The organism is Wenzhouxiangella psychrophila (genome assembly GCF_042310375.1).
Taxonomy (GTDB): Bacteria; Pseudomonadota; Gammaproteobacteria; order Xanthomonadales; family Wenzhouxiangellaceae; genus Wenzhouxiangella.
Window position 1 is genome coordinate 20637 of the sequence record NZ_JBHJMQ010000010.1, and the last position, 20793, is coordinate 41429.

General features: G+C 62.5%; 21 protein-coding genes. 17 read left to right on the plus strand and 4 right to left on the minus strand.

Going from position 1 to position 20793, the window contains the following annotated elements; genetic code table 11:
• Nucleotides 1-9 precede the first annotated feature (9 nt).
• The 10 genes from ACDC66_RS12300 to ACDC66_RS12345 all read left to right on the plus strand — a co-directional run bounded on the left by ACDC66_RS12300 (nucleotide 10) and on the right by ACDC66_RS12345 (nucleotide 9884).
• Nucleotides 10-1335, plus strand: coding sequence for a hypothetical protein (locus tag ACDC66_RS12300; protein WP_376697027.1), 1326 nt, complete (start codon nucleotides 10-12; stop codon nucleotides 1333-1335).
• Between the two features lie 202 nt (nucleotides 1336-1537).
• Entirely contained in the window at nucleotides 1538-2530 is a 993-nt protein-coding gene (locus ACDC66_RS12305) for a peptidylprolyl isomerase (protein WP_376697028.1), read from the plus strand.
• 45 nt (nucleotides 2531-2575) lie between these two features.
• Complete coding sequence (locus ACDC66_RS12310) at nucleotides 2576-3340, plus strand: ABC transporter permease (protein WP_376697146.1); 765 nt, start codon at nucleotides 2576-2578, stop codon at nucleotides 3338-3340.
• Nucleotides 3337-4518, plus strand: a complete 1182-nt coding sequence (locus tag ACDC66_RS12315; RefSeq protein WP_376697029.1) for an ABC transporter ATP-binding protein — start codon at nucleotides 3337-3339, stop codon at nucleotides 4516-4518. Before ACDC66_RS12310 ends, ACDC66_RS12315 begins: the two co-directional genes overlap by 4 nt.
• Complete coding sequence (locus ACDC66_RS12320; RefSeq protein ID WP_376697030.1) at nucleotides 4515-5330, plus strand: glycosyltransferase family 2 protein; 816 nt, start codon at nucleotides 4515-4517, stop codon at nucleotides 5328-5330. Before ACDC66_RS12315 ends, ACDC66_RS12320 begins: the two co-directional genes overlap by 4 nt.
• Nucleotides 5331-5479: 149 nt before the next feature.
• Nucleotides 5480-6355: a class I SAM-dependent methyltransferase gene (locus ACDC66_RS12325; RefSeq protein ID WP_376697031.1), complete on the plus strand. Its 876-nt coding sequence runs from the start codon at nucleotides 5480-5482 to the stop codon at nucleotides 6353-6355.
• Nucleotides 6352-7215: a glycosyltransferase family 2 protein gene (locus ACDC66_RS12330; protein WP_376697032.1), complete on the plus strand. Its 864-nt coding sequence runs from the start codon at nucleotides 6352-6354 to the stop codon at nucleotides 7213-7215. Before ACDC66_RS12325 ends, ACDC66_RS12330 begins: the two co-directional genes overlap by 4 nt.
• The gene (locus tag ACDC66_RS12335; protein ID WP_376697033.1) at nucleotides 7212-8048 is read left to right on the plus strand and encodes an SDR family oxidoreductase; all 837 of its coding nucleotides are present in this window, start codon (nucleotides 7212-7214) and stop codon (nucleotides 8046-8048) included. Before ACDC66_RS12330 ends, ACDC66_RS12335 begins: the two co-directional genes overlap by 4 nt.
• 22 nt (nucleotides 8049-8070) lie before the next feature.
• A complete protein-coding gene (locus ACDC66_RS12340; protein WP_376697034.1) occupies nucleotides 8071-9015 on the plus strand; it encodes an aldo/keto reductase in 945 nt (314 codons plus the stop codon).
• Complete coding sequence (locus tag ACDC66_RS12345) at nucleotides 9012-9884, plus strand: glycosyltransferase family 2 protein (protein ID WP_376697035.1); 873 nt, start codon at nucleotides 9012-9014, stop codon at nucleotides 9882-9884. The genes ACDC66_RS12340 and ACDC66_RS12345 overlap by 4 nt, the downstream gene beginning before the upstream one ends.
• Here ACDC66_RS12345 and ACDC66_RS12350 read toward each other — a convergent pair.
• Together ACDC66_RS12350 and ettA are read right to left on the minus strand one after the other, a co-directional pair.
• Nucleotides 9868-10902 carry a glycosyltransferase family 4 protein gene (locus ACDC66_RS12350; protein ID WP_376697036.1) on the minus strand — a complete coding sequence of 345 codons (1035 nt, stop codon included), beginning with the start codon at nucleotides 10900-10902 and terminating at the stop codon, nucleotides 9868-9870. The genes ACDC66_RS12345 and ACDC66_RS12350 overlap by 17 nt on opposite strands.
• Before the next feature lie 24 nt (nucleotides 10903-10926).
• Nucleotides 10927-12597: an energy-dependent translational throttle protein EttA gene (ettA, locus tag ACDC66_RS12355; RefSeq protein ID WP_376697037.1), complete on the minus strand. Its 1671-nt coding sequence runs from the start codon at nucleotides 12595-12597 to the stop codon at nucleotides 10927-10929.
• Nucleotides 12598-12758: 161 nt separating this feature from the next.
• Between ettA and ACDC66_RS12360 the strand changes: the two genes are divergently transcribed.
• Nucleotides 12759-13751 carry an NAD-dependent epimerase/dehydratase family protein gene (locus ACDC66_RS12360; RefSeq protein ID WP_376697038.1) on the plus strand — a complete coding sequence of 331 codons (993 nt, stop codon included), beginning with the start codon at nucleotides 12759-12761 and terminating at the stop codon, nucleotides 13749-13751.
• Here ACDC66_RS12360 and ACDC66_RS12365 read toward each other — a convergent pair.
• Entirely contained in the window at nucleotides 13746-14399 is a 654-nt protein-coding gene (locus ACDC66_RS12365; protein WP_376697039.1) for an RIO1 family regulatory kinase/ATPase domain-containing protein, read from the minus strand. The two genes, ACDC66_RS12360 and ACDC66_RS12365, sit on opposite strands and share 6 nt — an antisense overlap.
• Nucleotides 14400-14536: 137 nt before the next feature.
• Here ACDC66_RS12365 and ACDC66_RS12370 point away from each other — a divergent pair, with 137 nt between their 5' ends.
• From ACDC66_RS12370 to ACDC66_RS12380, 3 genes are all read left to right on the plus strand, one after another.
• Nucleotides 14537-14872 carry an FmdB family zinc ribbon protein gene (locus ACDC66_RS12370; protein WP_376697040.1) on the plus strand — a complete coding sequence of 112 codons (336 nt, stop codon included), beginning with the start codon at nucleotides 14537-14539 and terminating at the stop codon, nucleotides 14870-14872.
• A 3-nt stretch (nucleotides 14873-14875) separates the two neighbouring features.
• The gene (gene aspS, locus ACDC66_RS12375) at nucleotides 14876-16654 is read left to right on the plus strand and encodes an aspartate--tRNA ligase (RefSeq protein WP_376697041.1); all 1779 of its coding nucleotides are present in this window, start codon (nucleotides 14876-14878) and stop codon (nucleotides 16652-16654) included.
• A 143-nt stretch (nucleotides 16655-16797) separates the two neighbouring features.
• Nucleotides 16798-17415 (plus strand): alpha/beta fold hydrolase, encoded by a 618-nt coding sequence (locus ACDC66_RS12380; protein ID WP_376697042.1) that lies wholly within the window; start codon nucleotides 16798-16800, stop codon nucleotides 17413-17415.
• A gap of 158 nt (nucleotides 17416-17573) precedes the next feature.
• On the opposite strand, the gene ACDC66_RS12385 is transcribed toward ACDC66_RS12380, so the two are convergent.
• On the minus strand, nucleotides 17574-18647 hold the full coding sequence (locus ACDC66_RS12385) for a hypothetical protein (RefSeq protein ID WP_376697043.1): 1074 nt from the start codon (nucleotides 18645-18647) through the stop codon (nucleotides 17574-17576).
• A 280-nt stretch (nucleotides 18648-18927) separates the two neighbouring features.
• Here ACDC66_RS12385 and ACDC66_RS12390 point away from each other — a divergent pair, with 280 nt between their 5' ends.
• The 3 genes from ACDC66_RS12390 to ruvA are packed head-to-tail and all read left to right on the plus strand — an operon-like array spanning nucleotide 18928 to nucleotide 20792.
• Nucleotides 18928-19665, plus strand: a complete 738-nt coding sequence (locus ACDC66_RS12390; RefSeq protein ID WP_376697044.1) for a YebC/PmpR family DNA-binding transcriptional regulator — start codon at nucleotides 18928-18930, stop codon at nucleotides 19663-19665.
• A gap of 57 nt (nucleotides 19666-19722) precedes the next feature.
• Nucleotides 19723-20211 (plus strand): crossover junction endodeoxyribonuclease RuvC, encoded by a 489-nt coding sequence (ruvC, locus tag ACDC66_RS12395; protein ID WP_376697045.1) that lies wholly within the window; start codon nucleotides 19723-19725, stop codon nucleotides 20209-20211.
• Nucleotides 20208-20792: a Holliday junction branch migration protein RuvA gene (gene ruvA / locus ACDC66_RS12400; RefSeq protein ID WP_376697046.1), complete on the plus strand. Its 585-nt coding sequence runs from the start codon at nucleotides 20208-20210 to the stop codon at nucleotides 20790-20792. The genes ruvC and ruvA overlap by 4 nt, the downstream gene beginning before the upstream one ends.
• The last annotated feature ends 1 nt before the right edge of the window (nucleotide 20793 follow it).

Here is a 20793-nt window from a genome sequence, read left to right on the forward strand (position 1 = left end):
GACGCACCAATGATTCCCAAAATTCTCCAGCACAAAGTTGCCTTAAGCGCATTGTTGGCAGTCGGCCTCGCAGTCACTGCTCAATCTGTATTTGGCCAGCAATTGATCGAATTTGTTGACGGGACTGGCCAGACCGTTGAAAGGATAGAATTGGCCGACGGAAGTGTAGTTAAATTGCAGTCCGGAGGTGACCTGAGAGCTGTGGCAAAATATCCCGACCGCATTGGCGAGCCTGAACTTTCAATACCAATTTTTATAACCGGAGACGACGCTGTAACTGTGGGCGATTCCATTCGTGTGATTTGGGCCGCTGAAGGAGCAAGTCAATGTGCGCCAACTTCGACCGACGTTCAATGGACAGCTCAGTCTAACCTCAACACATCAGGGTGGACCGATTACGTTGTCGAGCTGGAAACGGGTTCGCATAACCTCGGAATACGATGTGAAGACAATGACGCAAATTCAATAGTTGAAAATATATCGTTTTCAGTTGTACAGGATGACGGTGGCTCAGAGCCAGTCGAAGAGTCGCCTACAATTGACCAGTTCTATTCCAATGACAGCACCGTGACGGCTGGGGATAGCTTTACTCTAACGTGGCGTACATCAAATGCTACCAGTTGTTCGACCAGTGGTTACCTTGCATCGCAATGGTCAGTGAGTGATCCAACCTCTGGTAGTGCTACCCTGACGGTCCCGAACAGCGAGCCTGACGCCACCAAGACACTTACTTTGACATGCGAAAACCCAGCGGGTAGCGATACCTCAAGCGTCACAATAGCTATTAAGGCTGCAGAAGAAGACGATGGTGGCTCCGAAATCGTAGCTTGCACTGGAGACCGTGCCCCGCCAGCGGATTTCAAGCTTCAATCCAGAATTCTCTGTGATAAGTCAACGGGCACGTGCAAGAATCTGAGTTCCAGCTTCACGTCGTGGAAGTCACTGTTTAGTGACGCTTTTGCAAACGGTAATAAGGAAACGTTAAAGCTCAAGACCAACCGCTACGGGTCGCTGAAATTCAATAGCAGCGAAGCGTCTGAGATGGAAATCAGTACGATTTTTAACGGGACCTTTGCAGGCGCCAGTAAAGCGGGTTCAATAACCATTAGTATCTCAGAGTGCTCCGGCGACTTTAGTACAACTGTTGAAGACGAAGGCTGTATGCTTGGAAAACAATTGAATACTCCGCAGAACTTCAATTTCGACAGGTGTTCCTTGAAGCCGAATACGGACTATTACCTCAACTTTTTCTACGGTGTTAAGTATCAGGGTGACTTCTATTATGCAAATTGCTCTGAGTATACCGACGGTTGCCAGGTAACCTTTGACCCATAAAAGCTAGAGCACTAATGAACGCCCTCGCTCGGGGTTACCCTCTCCCCGGGCTAGGGCGTTTTCATTAACCTAAGATCGCTACTGTCCAGATGTTAAAACCAAAGGTTTCCTTGCGCGCAATGCCAAGTGCAGTCAGCGTTCCGGCCGATTTCCGTAAGCACGGAAAGGGCTTGAATAACAATTTTCTCTAAGCAGGTAAGCTATGCATCTTCTGAAAGCAGTTAATTTCCTTGTCATTTTTATCCTTGCATTGGTAAGCGAGTCAATTCAAGCACAAGACTCCGGCACAGGCTCGATTCATGAGCGTGAAGTCGTTCTGACGCAGGAATCGCCTGTTTTTGCCAAAAAAGGTAAAGCCGTTGTAACGCAAGCCGATTTGGATGCGTTCCTGAATAGGATCCCGGAGCCGGATCGTATCCCCTTTTTGATGAGTTCTGACCGCATCGGCAAGGCGCTAGATGAGCTGGTGCTCTCCCGACTGCTAGCGCAGGAAGCGATTCAAAGGGGCGCGCTCGAGGATGATGCGATTAATTCCCACCTTCTGCAGGCTGTGTACGTATATTTGGCTGAAAGACAAACGGAACATGTTTGGCAAGAGGCGAAATTGGACGACTATACTCAACTTGCTCGGGAACACTACAAGAAGAATCAGGAGCAATACCGGCAGTCTGTCGCTGCAGATTTTACTTACCTTGTTCTGGATACATCGAAAAGAAAGGTATCGGAGGCCAAGGAAATTGCAGATGACATATATGAACAATATGAGCAGGGGACTGAGTTCGATTCATTGGTGAAGAAACACTCGGCGGCCCCGGATCTATCGGAAAACAATGGCAAGCATCGAAAGGTGCCCAGGGATCAACTTGACTCTCTGTTTGCAACGGCACTTTTTAGCTTAGAGGAAGGTGAGGTCAGTCAGCCCGTTCGTACCGACTGGGGAATTACCTTGATGCGATTGGATAAAATGCATGAAGGTGGAGAACTTATCCCATTCGATGAAGTTAAAGAAGAGATTGTTGAAGTTGTAAGGCGAAAACATCGCCAGCGTGTTCACGACCGTTACCTTGGCCGTTTGGTGGGTCAGTCCTTACAATTGACTGATGGAGCCGCAAAGTCCCTGTTGGAGCGGTATGACGTTCCGGAGTCGGAAGAGTGGGACACGGTCATAGAGACCCTAAACAGTCGCAGCGAATAATGCGTGGTTAGTGAATCACAACCGGTAGCCGTCCAGGTCACCGGTATGTTTCCTTTGTTCAATTCTCTTGTCCGACGGGAAATTCGGTCGAGGTTCATCGGAAGCGCAAGCGGCTGGGTTTGGCTGATTCTCAATCCGCTGTTGTTGCTTGCGGTTTACTCCTTCGTTTTCGGCGTGATTTTCCAGGCCCGGGTTCCACCCGGCCTGGACATGCCCTTCGTCGCCTGGCTGGCCGTCGCCCTCTGGCCCTGGCTGATGTTCTCCGAGGGGGTGCTACGCGGCTCCCAGTCGATCCTCGAGCACGCCGCCCTGATATCCAAGGTTTCACTGCCCCGGGAATTACTGGTGCTCGCCTCGGTGTCGGCGGTCTTCCTGCTTCATCTGGCCGGCTACCTGGCCGTTTTTCTCGTGCTGATCGCCCTGGGCATCGACCTGAGCTGGTCAGGGCTCCCCAGGCTGCTGCTTGCCCTGATCAGCCTTTACATACTCACTACCGGACTGGCTCTGGGTTTGTCCGCCATCCAGGTTTACGTGCGCGACCTCGAGCAGGCCCTGCCGACGGTGTTCATGTTCTGGTTCTTTCTCACGCCGATCCTCTATGCGCCATCGCTCCTGCCAAGCGAACTCGCCGTCTGGCTGGATCTGAATCCGTTGACCTGGTGGATGGGCGAGATACGGGGCGGAATGCTGCATGCTGAGCCAGTACCCGGATGGCCGGCGCTGGTCATGTTTCTCGGCAGCCTCGCGGTGGCATGGGCCGGTCACCGCATCTTTCGTCGCCTGAGCCCGTACTTCGAGGATTTCCTGTGACTCGGCCGCTTCTGAGCCTGGCAAACGTTTCCAAGCGATACCCGCCGACCGTTCACTCGGCAGAGCGTTTTCGCGCCTTCTGGCAGCTTCTGTGGCGGGGTGAGGCTGAAGGCGGCACCCGCGTGATCGACGACGTCAGCTTCGAGGTCATTCCGGGAGAGTCCCTTGCCCTGATCGGGTCCAATGGCGCCGGAAAGTCCACATTACTGAAGATCATTACCGGTGTCCTGGCGCCGACGACCGGAAATATCGAGCAAAACGGCAGCGTGGCCGCGCTGCTGGAGCTGGGCGCCGGATTCGATCCCGAATACACCGGCCTGGAGAACCTGCGCATGAACGCGGCCTTTCTCGGGCTGTCGCGACGTCAGGTGGACGAGAGACTCGACGATATTCTGGCGTTTGCCGATATCGGCGAATCCGTTCACGAGCCGGTCAAGCACTACTCTTCCGGCATGGTCGTCCGATTGGGTTTCGCCGTGGTCGCCTCGGTCAAGCCGGATCTGCTGATTACCGATGAAGTCCTCGCCGTCGGTGACGAGAGTTTCCAGAAAAAGTGCATTCGCTGGATCGAGGGCTACCTGGCCGACGGCGGCACCATGCTGATGGTGTCCCACAGCATGTACCAGGTTCAGAAACTCTGTCGCCATGCGCTGTGGCTCGACGAAGGCCGAGTGGCCATGTACGGCGATGTTTTCGACGTAACCCAGTCCTATCTGGCCTGGCACGAGCGAAAGGATGCACAGGATGCCGGCAGCCGGGCGGGAAGCAACCCGGATGCCCCCTACCGCATTCAGTCCATGACGGTTGCCGAGCACGACACAAGCAATCCAATGCTGGCCGCAGGCGATTCCCTGGAGGTGCGGCTGGAACTGGTCGCGCCCGACGGCCGACCGCCGGAGGCCCTGTTCGGCATCGTTCGTGCCGACGGAACACCGGTTTACGGTGTGGCTACCGACCACGATGATATCGAGGCAACCCCGATTGGAGACCAATGCTGGGTCGTTATCCTGCGGTTTCCGGACTTGCCCCTGCTCCCCGGAGGCTACACCCTCCGTGCTCACGCCATGGACCCGGAAGGCCTGCGCGTGTGCGACACGATGGAACAGAGTTTCACCGTCACAGGCCGTAGCCGCGAACTCGGTCTCGTCCGGCTGCAGCACGAGTGGCGACAGCCGTGACCGCGATCGTCGTCCCGGTTTTCAATGCGCCCGAAGCAGTGCATCGCTGCCTGTCATCGCTGGCCGAAACGATTGAGACGCGACAGCCGGTGATCGTTATCGACGATGCATCCACTGACCCCGAAATACCGGACCTGCTCGACGAACAGCCCAGGAACTGGACGCGGGTCCGCAACGAAACTAATCTCGGCTTCGTCGCCAGCGCCAATCTGGGTATGACCCTGGCTGCGGGGCAGGACGTGATCCTCCTCAATGCGGATACCTGCGTGACATCGGGGTGGCTGGAGGCGATCGAGCGCTGTGCCCAATCCGACCCGACCATCGCGTCCGTGACGCCGCTGACCAACAATGGCGAGATCGCCTCGATCCCGGATTTCTGCCGGCCGAATCCCTGGCCGGCCTCGCCCGAGCGTTGGGCAAGAGCCTGCCGGGACGCCGGCCCGCCGGTCTACATCGATGTGCCCACCGCCGTGGGATTCTGCATGTACCTGCGACGGCAGGCCATCGACGCTATCGGCCTGTTCGACGAAGCGGCTTACGGCCGTGGCTATGGCGAGGAAAATGACTGGTGCATGCGCGCTGCCAGTGCGGGGTGGCGCCACGTGATCTGCGACGACGCCTTTGTTGCACACGAGGGCGGCGCCAGCTTCGGTCCCCTGGGTCTCAAGCCGGGTGGTGAGGCGATGGAGATCCTGCTCTCGCGATATCCCGACTACATGGACCGCGTAAGCGCTTTCATCGAGGCCGATCCGATGGCCGAGCGGCGGCAAAGGATTGTCGAAGCCTTTCGAAAATCCAACCCGTCGCAATAGTGTCGTCCCGGAAACGCCGAAGGCGTTATCCCGGGATCTCGTGCGGTGTGCCCGTTGCTCAGTAGCCAGTCGAAACGACAAAACGACACACAGACCACAGCCAACCGACCGGGTTAAACTGGCACCCGCGACCGATCAACGTTCGAAGAATGTCCGACCCCGAGCCCCTCGAATTCACCGGCGAGCGCTTCACGCCCGAGTGCGTGCGCGAAATGGCCTACGAGCACTGGCACCGATACGCCTGGGCGACCGAGCTGGTGGACGGTGCCGAAGTGCTTGACGCGGCCTGTGGCGAAGGCTACGGCAGCCGCCTGCTGGCGGCCAGGGCGAAGTCGGTCGTGGGCGTGGATATCGGCGAAGAGGCCGTGGCGCACGCGCGCGAACGGTACCGCGGCGACAATCTCCGGTTTGACCAGGCGGACGCCACCAGGCTGCCTTTCGGCGACGATAGCTTCGATGTCGTCGTGTCATTCGAAACACTCGAACATCTCGAGGCCCAGGAAACCCTGCTGGCCGAGTTTCGTCGCGTTCTGCGCCCCGACGGCTTCCTGATCATCTCCTCGCCCGATCGCAAGACCTACAGCGACGAGACCGGCTATGACAATCCCTTTCACGTACGCGAGCTTTACCGGGATGAACTCGAGTCGCTGATCTCCGCGACCTTTCCGGCCTATCGCCTGTATGGACAGAAGTTGATGTTCGTCTCCGCCCTGTGGGATCTGGGCAACGGCGGGGGGCGGCAGTTCCTGACCGATGATGACGGTAGCGTGGGTGTTGCGGACACGCCGGAATATCCGCCGTTGTACTACATCGTGGTGGCGGCCGCCGAGACCGCTTCGCTGCCGACGGTGCCGGGCCTGTCGCTCTATGGCGATCGCGGCGAATCGGTTTACCGACACTACGACGAAGAAGTGGCCAGGCATATTCGTGCCGGCCACCTTCTGGCCGAGCGCGAGGCGGAAATCGAACGCCTCCGGGCCCGGCTGGCCCGGCCGTGGTGGCGCAGGATTCTCGACCGATCATGACTGCTGCAGGTAGTGAGCTCTCGCGCGTTACCGCGGTGATCGTCAATTACAACTCCGGCCGCTGGCTGGCGCGTTGCATCGAGAATCTCCGCGGCCGCGGCGGCACCACGCCGGACGTGATCGTCATCGACAATGCGTCGGAGGACGGCAGTACCGATGTCCTGCCGGCCTTGCCCGCCATCACACTGCGGCGGGCCCACCGCAATCTCGGCTTCGGACGCGGGGTCAACCAGGCCCTGCGTTCGGTGCGCACCGACTACCTGCTGATCATCAACCCGGACTGCCTGCTGGTCCCGGCCTCCCTGGCCCGGCTGGTCGAGGAGCTGGATCGGAACCCCGACGTCGCCCTGGTCTCCGGGCGGGTGTTCGACATGCGCGGTGTCGAGCAGCGCGGCAGCCGCCGTCGCCTGCCAACCCGGCGCCAGGTCCTGTCCGAGGTCCTGCCATTCAGCCACGTCAACGGTATCGATCTGACGCATGAGCCGTCGCCGGACGAGCCCGCCGATGTCGAGGCTGTCTCGGGAGCCTGCATGCTGGTGCGCACCGCCGCCCTGGAACAGGTCGGCGGATTCGATCCGCGTTTCCATATGCACTTCGAGGATCTCGACATGATGGCGCGCCTGCGTGAGGCCGGTTGGCGTATTCGCCTGGTGCCGTCGGTCTTCGTGTCGCATGCCGGCGGGGTTTCCTCGCGTCGCCGGCCAGTGGCGGTCATGTGGGCCAAGCACAAGAGCCTGTGGCGTTACCTCAACAAGCACTGCAGTGACGACTGGACATGGTTCAGCCGTGCGATGTGGTGGCTGCTCATACACCTGCACGGGGTGATCATGACTCCCGTATACCTGGTGACGCAGCGATGAGTGAAGGCGCGATCATCCTGCTGCTCGGCGCCAGCGGGCCCGTTGGCCGTTGCTTCCTGGATCGTACGGCAGGCCAGAATGTCCGCGCCATCGCCATATCCCGCCGCGATCCGGCCAGGGCCTTGTCGCATGTGACCTGGCTGCAGCACGACCTCGAGCGTGGCCCGGCCGATGTGCGTGCAGGCACGCTGGTGAGCTTCGGGCCGCTCGCCCATGCACTGTCACAGGTCAAGCAGGGTATCGGTCTGGGTCGCGTGGTCGCGCTCAGTACCGCCGGTACGCTGTTCAAGAAACAATCCAGCGACCGGGCCGAGCGCCGGCAGATCGCTGCCCTGGCACAGTGCGAGGAAGCGCTGGCCGACACCTGCCGCGAGCGCGACATCGTGCTGACGCTGCTCAAGCCGACGATGATCTACGGGGGGCAGCTCGAGTCCGAAGTCGGCCGCACTGAAGAGTATGTCGATCGAAAGTCGATCATGCCTTTCGCCGGCCGCGGCCTGCGCGCCCCCGTGCACGCCGACGACCTGGCGCGATTGGCCGTCGAGTGCGTGATCTCCGGTCCGAAAAGCGCCGGTAGCTGGCTGCTGGCCGGCGGCGAGTCCCTCGCCTATCCCGACATGCTTCGCCGGCAGGCCGCCTCGGAAGGCCGCAGTGTTCGTCTTCTGCGTCTGCCCGCGTGGTTCATGAAACTCGGCACCCGGGCGGCCCATGTGGTCGGCCGGCTCAGGGGCATCAGGCCTGCCATGATCGAACGGCAGGCCATGGACCTGGTGGTCGATGACACTCCCGCGCGTGAGAGTCTGGGCTGGAATCCGCGGCCTTATCGCCCCTGATGCGGAAGGGTAAACTCACTTCATGAGCCTGTTGCCCCAACGGAGGCTGGGCGCGAGTACCCGGCGCATCTCGGCGATCGGTTTCGGCTGCGCGAGCTACTGGGCGCATCCGCGCTTCCCCGAGGAGCGCGCCCGATCGGTGCTCGAGCGCGCGCTGACGCTGGGGGTGAACTTCTACGATACCGGCGCCTCGTATGCGGGCGGTCTGGCGGAGCGACGACTCGGTCGCCTTGTGCGCGAGCTGGGCCTCGACCCGCATGAATTGCTGGTAGCAACGAAGATCGGCACGCTGATGGATGCCGGCGGGCGGCGAATCCGGGATTTCAGGCCGGATTCGATCGCCGACCAGCTGGCCGCAAGCCTCGACCGCCTGGGGATGGAACGGGTCGCACTGCTGCAGCTTCATGGCCCGCGGCCGGAAGAACTGACCGATGAACTGCTGTCGGCGCTCGAGCGCCAACGGCATCTCGGCAGGGTGGCCTTGCTGGGCGTTAATGGTTCCGACGCGTCCATCGCAAGAGCAATCGACAGCGGGATCTTCGACGTCGTCATGCCGTTCCTCTCGGTGCTCCGGCCGCAGGGGCGTCCCCTTGCGCGGGTTGCGGCGGCTGCCGATGTCGGCGTTGTCGCCGCCGAGCCGCTTGGGCGTATGCTGTTTGCGCCGCCGCTTCGCAAATGGCTGACCAGCGCCAGTGGCTTCTGGTACCTCGCCCGAGCGCTTGCGACGGGGCCGCGCACGTTCACTTCCGGACGCCAGTTGCGAAGAGCGCTCCGGGCGCCGGGCTGGAGTCCGGCCCAGCTGGCGCTCAACTGGGTCCTCGAACAGCCCGGCATTGCTTCCGCCGTGGTCGGTTCGACCAATCCGGAGCACCTTTCCGAACTTGCCCGGGTCGTTGAGCGCCCCATGCCAGAGCGGGTCTCGCGCGCCCTGGACGACCTGCTCGGTCACGGGGGTCCAGCGGCATGACGACACCCGGCGAGCAGGCAAGAATCGCCGTCGTCGTGCTCAACTACCACGGCGCCGAGGATACCGTCGCCTGCCTGGAATCCCTTGCGCAGCTCGACCCGTCGCCGGCCGAAGTCGTCGTCATCGACAATGCGTCGGCGGATGATTCGGTGGCTGTCATCCGGGAGGCATTTCCGGATGCCGAACTGGTGTGCAATCGCGAGAATCTCGGTTTCGGCGCAGGACAGAACGCCGTGCTCGGGCGACTGATCGCGGAAGGCTTCGACTGGGTCTGGCTCGTCAACAATGACCTGCGAGTGCGCTCCGATGCCCTGGCGCATCTGCTCGAGCATGCCGACCGCCATCCCGGGGCGGGCGTGATCGGCACCTGCATCCTCGATCTGGACCATCCCGGTGACGTGCTGGCCATCGGCGGCGGCACCGTCAACCACTGGCTGGGTCGTTCCTCCCATATTCGCCGTCGCGGCAGGCGGCCCGATTACATCACCGGTGCCAGCATGCTGCTCAACTGCCGGGCGCTCGAGGAAGTGGGGGTATTCGATGCCGGGTTTTTCATGTATTGGGAAGATGCGGACCTGTGCCGACGTCTCGAGGCAGCGGGCTGGTCCATCCAAGTGGCCGAGTCGGCCGTGGTATGGCACCGTCAGTCCGCCTCGGTAGGCGGCGAGGGTGCTCGCAAGGACCGGCTGATCAACGCATCGGCCGTAGGCTATTTCTCCCGCCACGGTCCCCTGGGCGGCTGGCCGGCGATCGTTTCGGGATCCTCGCTGAGAGTCGTCCGGCGGCTTGTGGCCGGGCGCTGGAGCGCGGCGCGAGCCGTCTGGCAGGGAACACTCGAAGGCTTGCGGCGCTTCAAGCGAAGCGGCTGAGCAACTCGCTGGTGGCCTGAGCGGTCCGTTGCCAGGAAAACGGTTTGCTCCGCGCCAGACCCTTCACGGAGATCTCTTCACGCAGCTGCGGGGATGCGAGGGCACGCCGGAGCTGAACGGCAATCGATGTACTCTCCAGTGGATCGACGGTAAGGCCCGCAGCACCGACAACTTCCCTGAAAACGGGGATGTCGCTGACGATGACCGGCGTGCCGCAGGCCATCGACTCCAACGGCGGCAGACCGAAGCCCTCGTAGAGCGAGACGCACAGGCTCCACTCGGCCCCGGCGTAGAGCCCGGGGAGGTCGCGGTCATCCACGTGCCCGAGTGCCACCACCCTGTCCGGCCAGCGGTTCGGCCCGGATTCGGCGAACACGCTCGAGGCGCCGGGCGCCCCGGCAATGACCAGAACGAGATCCTCATCCAGATCGGGCAGTGCCTGCTGCCATGCTTCAAGCAGGCGTGAAAGGTTCTTTCTCGGCTCGAGCGATCCCACGGCCAGTACGTAGCGCTGCCGGCCCGGAACCAGTCTGGAGCGCACCCGCTCGATCTCCCCTGGCTGCCCCGGCCTGAACCGGTCGCTGACGCCGTTGGCGATCACCGTGACGCGCTCGGCCTCGACGTCGCAGGTCGCCATGAGCCGCTTCTTCGTGAAATCCGAAATGGCGATCAGGTGCCTTGCCCGCCGCGCCAGCCGGGGCAGCATGAAGCGGTACCAGCGCGCGAACCGTCGGTTGAGCCACTCGGGGTGATCGAGCGGGATGACGTCGTGGACCGTGACAACCTGGTTGCGACAGGCCAGCGGTCCGGAGTGTACCGGCGACCAGAGTAACTGCCCCCGGCCAAGCCGGACCGGCAGCACACACTGCTCCCACGCATGACCGGCGATACCCCGGGCCACGATGGACGCCGGGGCAACCCGCTTGGGCGGTGTGCCGGGCCAGGCGGCCAGCACCTCGGAGACGTAGCGCTGAACACCGGTTGGCGGGCCGTGCAGGACGCGGGTATTGACCAGCATGCCGGTGCGCTCGCTGGACCAGGCTCAGGTCTTGAGCCGCTTGTACTTCAACCGATGCGGGCCGGCCTGGTCCCCGCGCCTTTTCTTGAGGTCTTTTTCGTAGTCGGTGAAGTTGCCCTCGAACCATTCGACGTGCGAGTCGCCCTCGAAGGCCAGTACATGGGTGGCGATGCGGTCAAGGAACCAGCGGTCATGCGAGGTGACCAGCACGCAGCCGGGGAAGGCCAGCAGGGCTTCTTCCAGGGCGCGCAGGGTCTCGACGTCGAGGTCGTTGGTCGGTTCGTCGAGCATGAGTACGTTGGCGCCGGAGTGCAGCACCTTGGCCAGGTGGACGCGGTTGCGCTCGCCGCCCGAGAGTTGGCCGATGCGCTTTTGCTGCTCGGCCCCCTTGAAGTTGAAGCGGCTGGCGTAGGCGCGGGCCGGGATGCGGTAGTTGCCGACGTGGATCTCGTCGGCGCCGTTCGAGATTTCCTCCCAGACCTGGCGGTCGTCCTTGAGGCTGTCGCGCTTCTGATCGACATACCCCAGCTCGACGGTTTCGCCGACCTCGATCGTGCCTCGGTCGGGCTCTTCCTGGCCGGAAATCATGCGGAACAGCGTGGTCTTGCCGGCGCCGTTGCCGCCGATGATGCCGACAATCGCGCCCGGCGGCACCTTGAAACTCAGGTCTTCGATCAGCAGGCGGTCGTCGTAGCCCTTGTAGAGGCCGTCGACTTCGATCACCTTGTCGCCCAGGCGTGGGCCCGGCGGAATGTAGATCTGCTGTGTTTCGTTGCGTTTCTGGACCTCTTTCGAATTGAGCTCCTCGAACTGCTTCAGGCGGGCCTTGGACTTGGCCTGGCGGCCTTTCTGGTTGGAGCGCACCCATTCGAGCTCGTGCTTGATCTCCTTCTGGCGGGCCTGCTCCTGTTTTTCCTCCACGGCCAGGCGCGCTTCCTTCTGCTCCAGCCAGGCCGAGTAGTTGCCCTCGAACGGAATGCCGTGGCCGCGGTCCATCTCGAGGATCCAGCCGGCCACGTTGTCGAGGAAGTAGCGGTCATGGGTCACGGCCATGACGGTGCCGGAAAACTCGTCGAGATAGCGCTCAAGCCAAGCTACCGACTCGGCGTCGAGATGGTTGGTGGGCTCGTCGAGCAGCAGCATGTCGGGCTTCGACAGCAGCAGGCGGCACAGGGCCACGCGGCGGCGTTCGCCGCCGGAGAGCAGCTCGATCTTCGAATCCCATTCGGGCAGGCGCAGGGCGTCCGCGGCGACTTCCAGGGTACGCTCGATTTCCCAGCCGCCGGCCGAGTCGATCTTGTCCTGCAGCTCGGCCTGCTCGGCCAGCAGATCGGTCATCTCGTCGTCGCTCATCGGCTCGGCGAACTTTTCCGAGATCTCCTCGAAGCGCACCAGCATGTCGCGCAATTCGCCCACGCCGTCCATCACGGCCTCGCGCACGGTCTGGTCTTCGGGCAGCTCCGGTTCCTGCGGCAGGTAGCCGATGCGAATACCCGGCTGCGGTCGCGCCTCGCCGTCGAATTCCTTGTCGACGCCGGCCATGATGCGCAGCACGGTGGACTTGCCCGCACCGTTGAGACCGAGCACGCCGATCTTGGCGCCAGGGAAAAACGACAGGGACACGTCCTTGATCAGGGTGCGGTTGGGCGGCACCACCTTGGAGACGCGGTGCATGGTGTAGACGTACTGGGCCATGGGTGCTTGAGCTGGTTGCTTGCCAGTGGGTGGATGTGGGGGCGAGTGTAGCGGATTGCCAGAAGGTAGGGAGTGTGAAGTGTTCAGTGTGAAGTGTGAAGGTGGGGCGTGGAATTCCTTCACACTTTACACTTCACACTTTACACTCGAGACTCCTTCCCATGAACGAAGCCTCTCCGATGCGAATTCTGGTCACGGGTGGTGGTGGATTTCTGGGCCAGGCGATCGTCCGGCAACTCGTCGATCGCGGCGACTCGGTGTCCACCATCAACCGCTCGGACTATCCGGAGCTGGCGGAGCTGGGCGTGACTTGTCATCGCGGCGATATTGCCGATCGCGAAGCGGTGATGGCGGCCGTTGATGGCGTGGACGCGGTGATTCATGTCGCCGCCAAGGCGGGGCCGGGGCTGTATGCGCCGGATTTCGTGGCGGCCAACGTGGTGGGAACCGGCAATGTCATCGACGCCTGTCGACATCACGGTGTCCGCTACCTCGTGCATACGTCTTCGCCCAGCGTTGTTCACGCCGGCGAGGATATCGACGGCGGCGACGAGTCGCTGCCTTATCCGGATCATTTCCCGGCACCGTATCCGGCCACCAAGGCGGAAGCCGAGCGCCTGGCCCTGGCCGCCAGTGGCGCCGACCTGAAGGTATGCGCGCTGCGCCCCCACCTGATCTGGGGCCCGGGTGACAACCAGTTGCTGCCGCGCCTGATCGAGAAGAACCGCGCCGGTCGGCTCAAGCTGCCCGCCCCGGAGAAACTGATCGACACGGTCTATATCGACAACGCCGCCCGGGCACATGTGCTGGCGCTGGACAATCTCTCCGGCCCGGGCACGGCGGCCGGCAAGGCCTACTTCATCTCCAACGGTGAGCCGAAACCGGTCGGCGAGATGCTGTCGATGATGCTCGAGGCCGCCGGCGAGACCCCGCAGCTCGACCGGGTGTCGTTGCGAATCGCCATGGTTGCGGCGACCCTCGTGGAGTGGTGGTGGCGTGCCACGCGCCGACGCAGCGATCCGCCACTGTCGCGATTCGTCGTCGAACACCTGGCCACGGCGCACTGGTTCGATATCTCGGCGGCGAAGCGGGACCTGGGCTATGAAGCGACAATCAGTATCGAGGAAGGGCTGCGAAAGCTTTCAGGCTCATAAACCGCGGCGTCGCGCCCAGTTGTTGATGCGCTCGATGCGCGATCGCCGCACCAGGTGACGGTCGAGTTCGTCAACGCGGTCGTAGCTGCCGTACTTGAGCTTGACCCAGCCGTTGAGGTCGATCTGGCGCAGGTAGTCGAACAGCCAGTGATTGAACGGGTGCCAGCCGGGCTTGCGAACCAGGGCCGTACCCAGGTCGATGATGACCGGTCGCCCGTCGCTGGCGACCAGGACATTCTGACGGCTCTTGAGGTCGCCGTGGGCCACGCCGCGCTCGTGCATGGCCTTGATGGTCTGCCTGAGTTGGTCGAAGAATCGTTCCGGGTCGGCGGGTCTGGCGTGGCGGAGCAGGGCGCCGTCGACGTATTCGATGGCCAGGTGACAGCCGCCGAACAGCCCCAGGCAGCGCGGAAAGCCCTCGAGACCCTCGATCCGGCGATAGGCCCGGTACTCGCGCCTGAGCGAGAAACGGCGTGCATGCCAGGCGATACCGTGGCCGCGCGGGGTCTTGACGGCCAGGTCGATATCGCCGGTTTGCACCCGCACGATCGTGCCCTGGTTGCTTTCGGCGATCACCGGCCAACGCCTGGGTGTGAAACCCTCGAACAGCGTTTCGAGGTCTGTAGATTCGTGTGCGGCCAACGGCATACGCCAATCATAGCGGATTGGAAGGAGCTTTCAGGCGGTCTCCCAACACCGCATAATGTGCGGCCGGGGGCTCGAAAACCGCGTTCGCCACCCCCACAATACGCATCACCACAGGATTCCGACGGGGATTTGGAACAATGCCGATTTACGAATACCGCTGCAAGTCGTGCGGGCACGAACTGGAAAAACTTCAGAAGATTGCCGACCTGCCCCTGGTCGACTGCCCCGAATGCGGTCGTCCCGAGCTGACCAAGCTGATTTCCGCCGCCGGCTTCCGGCTCAAGGGCGGCGGCTGGTACGAGACCGATTTCAAGAAAGACAACAAGCGCAACCTGGCCGGTGACGCCAAGAAGGAATCGAAGCCGGAAGGGAAGTCGGGAGCAAAGGACAAGAAGGACGACAAGAAATCGACCTCATCCGGTTCCGACAAGGGCGGCAGCGCCGGCAGCTCCTCGTCCGGGCAGGCGGCCTGACCGATGCGTTCTCATTATTGCGGAGAAGTCACCGAAGCGCTCGACGGCCAGCAAGTCACGGTCTGCGGCTGGGTCAATCGCGCCCGTGACCTGGGCGGGCTGATTTTCATCGGTTTGCGCGACCACGCCGGTGTTCTGCAGGTCGTGGTCGAGCCCGACAACAAGCCCGCCTTTGCCGAGGCCGAGAAGCTGCGCAATGAATTCTGCGTACGCTTGACCGGCACGGTACGCATGCGCCCGGAAAGCCAGTGGAACCCGGACATGTCCACCGGCAAGGTCGAGGTGGTGGCCGACTCGCTGGAGATTCTCAGCGCCGCAGCGCCACTGCCGCTGCTGATGAACGACGAGGACGGCGAGGAAGTGCGCCTGAAGTACCGCTTTCTCGATCTCAGGCGCCCGCGCCTGCAGCGCAATCTGCGCCTGCGCTCGAAGCTGACCGGTGCGATCCGGCAGTTTCTCGACGCGCGCGATTTCGTCGATGCCGAAACCCCGATTCTGACGCGAGCCACCCCCGAGGGCGCGCGCGACTACCTGGTACCCAGTCGCGTGCATCCGGGCAGCTTTTTCGCCCTGCCGCAGTCGCCGCAGATCTTCAAGCAGATCCTGATGATGACCGGGCTGGATCGCTATTACCAGATCGCGCGTTGCTTCCGCGACGAGGACTTGCGCGCCGACCGCCAGCCCGAATTCACCCAGCTCGACATGGAGATGGCCTTCGTCGAGGAGGCCGACGTGCAGGGCACCGCGGAGCAGCTGATTCGGCGGGTGTTCAAGGATGTGCTCGATGTCGACCTGCCCGACCCATTCCCGCGCATGACGTATGCCGAGGCGATGCGCCGCTACGGCTCCGACAAGCCGGACCTGCGTGTCGATCTCGAGCTGGTCACCATCTGCGAGCACGTGCGCCACGTCGAGTTCAAGGTCTTCTCCGGCCCGGCCAACGATCCGGCCTCGCGCGTGGCCGCGCTGCGAGTGCCCGGCGGTGCTGAACTCACGCGCAAGCAGATCGACGGCTATACCGATTTCGTCGGTCGATACGGCGCCAAGGGCCTGGCCTGGATGAAGGTCAACGATGCCGCCACCGGCCTCGAAGGCGTGCAGTCGCCGGTGGCGAAGTTTCTCGACGAGCAGGCGGTGGCGGGCATCCTGGCCGAAACCGGCGCGCAGGACGGCGATATCCTGTTCTTCGGCGCCGGCGAGAAAGCCACGGTCAGCACCTTCCTGGGCGCGCTGCGCCTGCAGGTGGCAAAGGATCTCGACCTGGTGCAGGAAGGCTGGAAGCCCTTGTGGGTGGTCGACTTTCCGATGTTCGAATACGACGACGAGGACGGCCGCTACTACGCGCTGCACCATCCCTTCACCGCGCCGGCGGTCAATGACGGTGACGCGCTCAAGGCCGACCCGGCCAACGCGCTCTCGCGTGCCTACGACATGGTGCTCAACGGCTCTGAGATCGGCGGCGGTTCGATCCGTATCCACGACCCGAAGCTGCAGCAGGCCGCTTTCGACGTGCTCGGTATTGACGAGACGGAAGCGAAGGCGCGTTTCGGCTTCCTGCTCGAAGCGCTCAAGTACGGCTGCCCGCCGCACGGCGGCATCGCCTTCGGCATCGACCGCATCGCCGCGCTCATGGCCGGCGAGGACTCCATCCGCGAAGTCATCGCCTTCCCCAAGACCGCCAATGCCTCATGCCTGATGACCGGGGCGCCGGCTGCCGTAGAAGCCGAGCAGCTCGAGGAGCTGAAACTGAATCTGCAGCCTCCCGAAAAGAAAAATCTTTGAAACGCGAAGCAGCAAAGCAGCAAAGGGCGCGAAGTGAAGTTCAATAATTTCTTTGCGTTCTTTGCTGCTTCGCGTCTTTGCGTTTTAGAGGTTTTGATTTTTGTTGGCACAGATCCAGCTGACGCCACCAGGCGAGAGGCATTGTGACGAGATCCGTAGTACTCGTTCACGGCCTCTGGTGGGGCCCCTGGTGCATGAGCCTGATCGGTCGGCGGCTGAGGCGGAGCGGTTTTGGTGTTCACGCCTTCGGCTATCCCACCATGCGCCGATCGCTGCCGGCCAACGCGGCGGCGCTGCGGGATTTCGTTGCCGGTCTGGATACCGATCGGGTCGACCTGGTCGGTCATTCCCTTGGTGGTCTGGTCATCCTGCGCATGCTCGACGAGTATTCAGCCGTGCCCCCCGGAAGGGTTGTCCTGCTGGGTTCGCCCGTCAATGGATCGGAAGTGGGCCGCAAGGTTGCCGACAGGCGCCTGTTCAAGCCGCTGGTTGGCCAGGCCAGGTCAGCGTTGGAAAACGGCTTCTCGCACGCGCCGCCCGGGCGGGAGACGGGCGTGATCGCGGGAAACCGCTCAATCGGCGTGGGTCGGATTGTCGGCGGCCTGGAAGGGCCCAACGACGGCACCGTCAGCGTCTCGGAATGCCGCCTCGAGGGGGCGGCGGAGTGCATACTGCCGGTCACGCACACGGGACTGGTGACGGCACCTTCGGTGTCTAGGGCCGTAGTGAGCTTTCTGGAGTCGGGAAGCTTCGAGAAGTAGACGACGCTCAAATTCGAAATTCGAAGCACCAAATCCGAAACAAGCACCAAACTCGAAATTCGAAACGGCTGCCTTCGATCAGTTTCGGATTTTAAATTTCGGATTTGTTTCGAGTTTGGTGCTTCGTGCTTCGAATTTCGCGCGCCGTATGGCGCGCGTTACCGCCACGGGTTGCAGGCATACCCGGCCAGGTTGATCAGCCGCTCGGCTTCGAAGGAACCGGTTCCCAGGCCGCCCTCGTTGAAGTTGTAGCCGATAAGCAGGCGATTGCAGTCCAGGACTTCGAGGGTCATGGTGCCGATCGGATCTATATCCACGTCGTCCTCGTCGTAACTGCCGGGCGGGCTGGTAATGAATTGACCGCCCGAGAGTTCCAGCATGTCGAGGGTGATGATGTCGAAGCCGGGCTCTAGGTTGGCCTCCGAGCCGATGACCCAGAAGGGCGCACCGTTGATGTAGGTAAAGAACAGCACGGAGACCGAGTTGGTGTCGGGGCCGTCCGGGTTGTAGACCTCGCCGACCTGCAGCACGACGCCGCTGAAAGGTCGGCCTTCTACCTCGTACTGACCCGACATGCGACCGTGCAGAATGGGGAATTCCGTTTGAGTCGGATCGAACTGCGGGTCGTACTCGAGGATCGTGTACAGTCGAAAATCATCCAGCGGATCCGTTCGGGCGTAGTCGCCCCAGAAAAGCTCCAGGGTGAATTCATCGTTGTATTCGGTCGGCCCGAACGTCGTGTCGTTATCCGGGTTGAGCGGGAACGGATCGACGCCGAGCATGTAGGTTGTCTCGCCCACCAGCTCGTTGCCCGACGCGCCCACGCTGCCGACCGCCGGATGCTGGATCAGCTGCGCCTGGTGGCCGGGCAGGTCGACCTCGCCGGCCTCGGCGAACACTCGCGGCACCAGGACCGGGCCCCCGCTCAGCTTCTCCAGCCGCACCATCACGACCGAAAAGCCGTCGTCGTGACAGCCCCTACGCCAGATCTGCACGCGCACCTGCGCCGCCGCCGCGCCTTCCTCGACCGAAGGCACGGACACGTCCTCGTCATACAGTTCGTTCTGGGCGGACGCCGAGTCCTGCGGCAGCGAGACCGCCACGCAGCCGGGCGGGAAGGGCGATTGCAGGTCGGTCAGCACATTGATTTCACCTGTCGCGGCGGCACGGCCGGCAAGCAGGAAGGTCAGGGCAAGCAGCAGGTAGCGCATGGTTCGACGATTCCGTGACATGTACCGATCATTCTAGCGCCGGTTTCTGACCAGTGGCTGAACAAGCTTCGGGTTCGCCCCGTGTCGTCCCGGCCCACGAGCCGGGACCTCGCACGCGGAGTCCTGCACGGCTCAAGCTCAGTGCTCGCCGATGGGTGCGAGGTCCCGGATAACTGCTATCGCAGCTTCCGGGACGACGGTGATGTTGTCTCGGGCGCTTCCGGTGGATCATAGACTCAAGAAACCGGAAGCCATTCAGTTAAAATAGCGGCTTAGCCAGAATTTAGGAGGCACGCGACGCATGGCCGGTCACAGTAAATGGGCCAATATCCAGCACCGCAAGAAGGCGCAGGACGCCAAGCGGGGCAAGATCTTTACCCGGCTGATCCGCGAGATCTCGGTCGCAGCGCGCGAAGGCGGCGGGGATCCTGACAGCAACCCGCGGCTGAGGCTGGCCATCGACAAGGCCAATGGCGCCAACGTGCCCAAGGACAACATCGAGCGCGCCATCAAGAAGGCCACCGGTGATCTCGAAGGTGCCTCCTACGAGGAGCTGCGCTATGAAGGCTATGCGCCGGGCGGCGTCGCGGTTATGGTCGACTGCCTGACCGACAACCGCAACCGCACAGTCTCGGAAGTGCGCCATGCCTTCAACAAGCACGGCGGCAACCTGGGCACCGACGGCTCGGTGGCCTTCCAGTTCGAGAAAAAGGGCGTGATCACTTTCGCGCCGGGTACCGGCGAAGACAAGGTGATGGAGGCCGCCCTCGAAGCCGGTGCTGAGGACATCGTCACCGACGAGGACGGCTCGATCGAGGTGCTGACTGAACCCGAGGAATTCGAGACTGTTCGCGACGGCTTCCGGGCGGCGGGACTGGAGTTCGAGGAGGCCGAGGTGACCGAGCGCGCCAACAACCTTATCGAGTGCGATGTCGAGACCGGCCGGAAGGTGCTCAATTTCCTCGATGTGCTCGAAGACCTCGACGACACGCAGAACGTCTGGTCGAACGCGGATATTCCGGCGGAAGCCTATGAGTAAGGTTTCAGGTTTCAGGTTTCGGGTTTCAGGGGGTCTGGCAGACTGCGCCGGTCCGCGATGAGAATTCTGGGTCTCGATCCGGGCTCGCGGCGCACCGGTGTGGGCATCATCGAGGGCGAGAAGCTTATCCACGCCGAGGTCATCCGTCTGGGTGACGGCCCCATGCCGGAACGCCTGGGCCTGATCTTCACCGAAATCCAGCGTTTGATTGCCGACCACGGGCCCACGGTGGCGGCCGTGGAGACGGTCTTCATGAGCCGCAACGCGCAGTCGGCGATCAAGCTCGGCCAGGCGCGCGGGGCGGCGATCTGCGCGGCCGTCGGCGCCGGGCTCGAAGTCCACGAGTATGCGCCCAGGGCGATCAAGCAGGCCATCGTCGGCCGCGGCGGGGCGGGCAAGGAACAGATCCAGCACATGACCCGCGTGCTGCTGAAGATCGAGTCCGACCTCGGCGAGGATGCGCACGATGCACTGGCCGCCGCGCTGTGCCATCATCACACCGCACAGACAGCCAGCCGACTGCCGCCGGGAGTGGTATTGCGATGATCGTCCGCCTATCGGGAACTCTCGTCTCACGCCAGCCGCCGGCGCTGGTCATTGATGTCGCGGGCGTCGGCTATGAAGTCGAGGCTCCGCTCAATGTCTTCGATCGCCTGCCGGGCGACGGCGAGCAAGTGACGATCCTCACGCACCTGGTCGTCAAGGAAGACGCCCACACCCTCTACGGGTTTCTCGCCGAGGCCGACCGCAAGCTCTTTCGCGAATTGCTCAAGGTCTCCGGAATCGGGCCGCGCCTGGCACTGGCCATCCTGTCGGGTGTCAGCGGCGATGACTTCTCCCTGATGGTCGAGTCGGGCGACAGCCAGGCCCTGACCCGGCTGCCCGGCATCGGCAAGAAGACCGCCGAACGGTTGATTCTCGAAATGCGCGGCAAGGTCTCCGACCTGGGCGACGCGACGGGCTCGTCCGGCGGTGCGCTCAGCGCCGACGCGGAAGCACGCGAGGCCCTGACCGCGCTGGGATACTCGTCCTCCGAGGCGCTGAAGATGGTTCGGGCCGTGGCGGACAAGGATCTGTCGGCGGAGGCCCTGATCCGCAACGCACTCAAGAAGAAGATGCAGGGTTAGT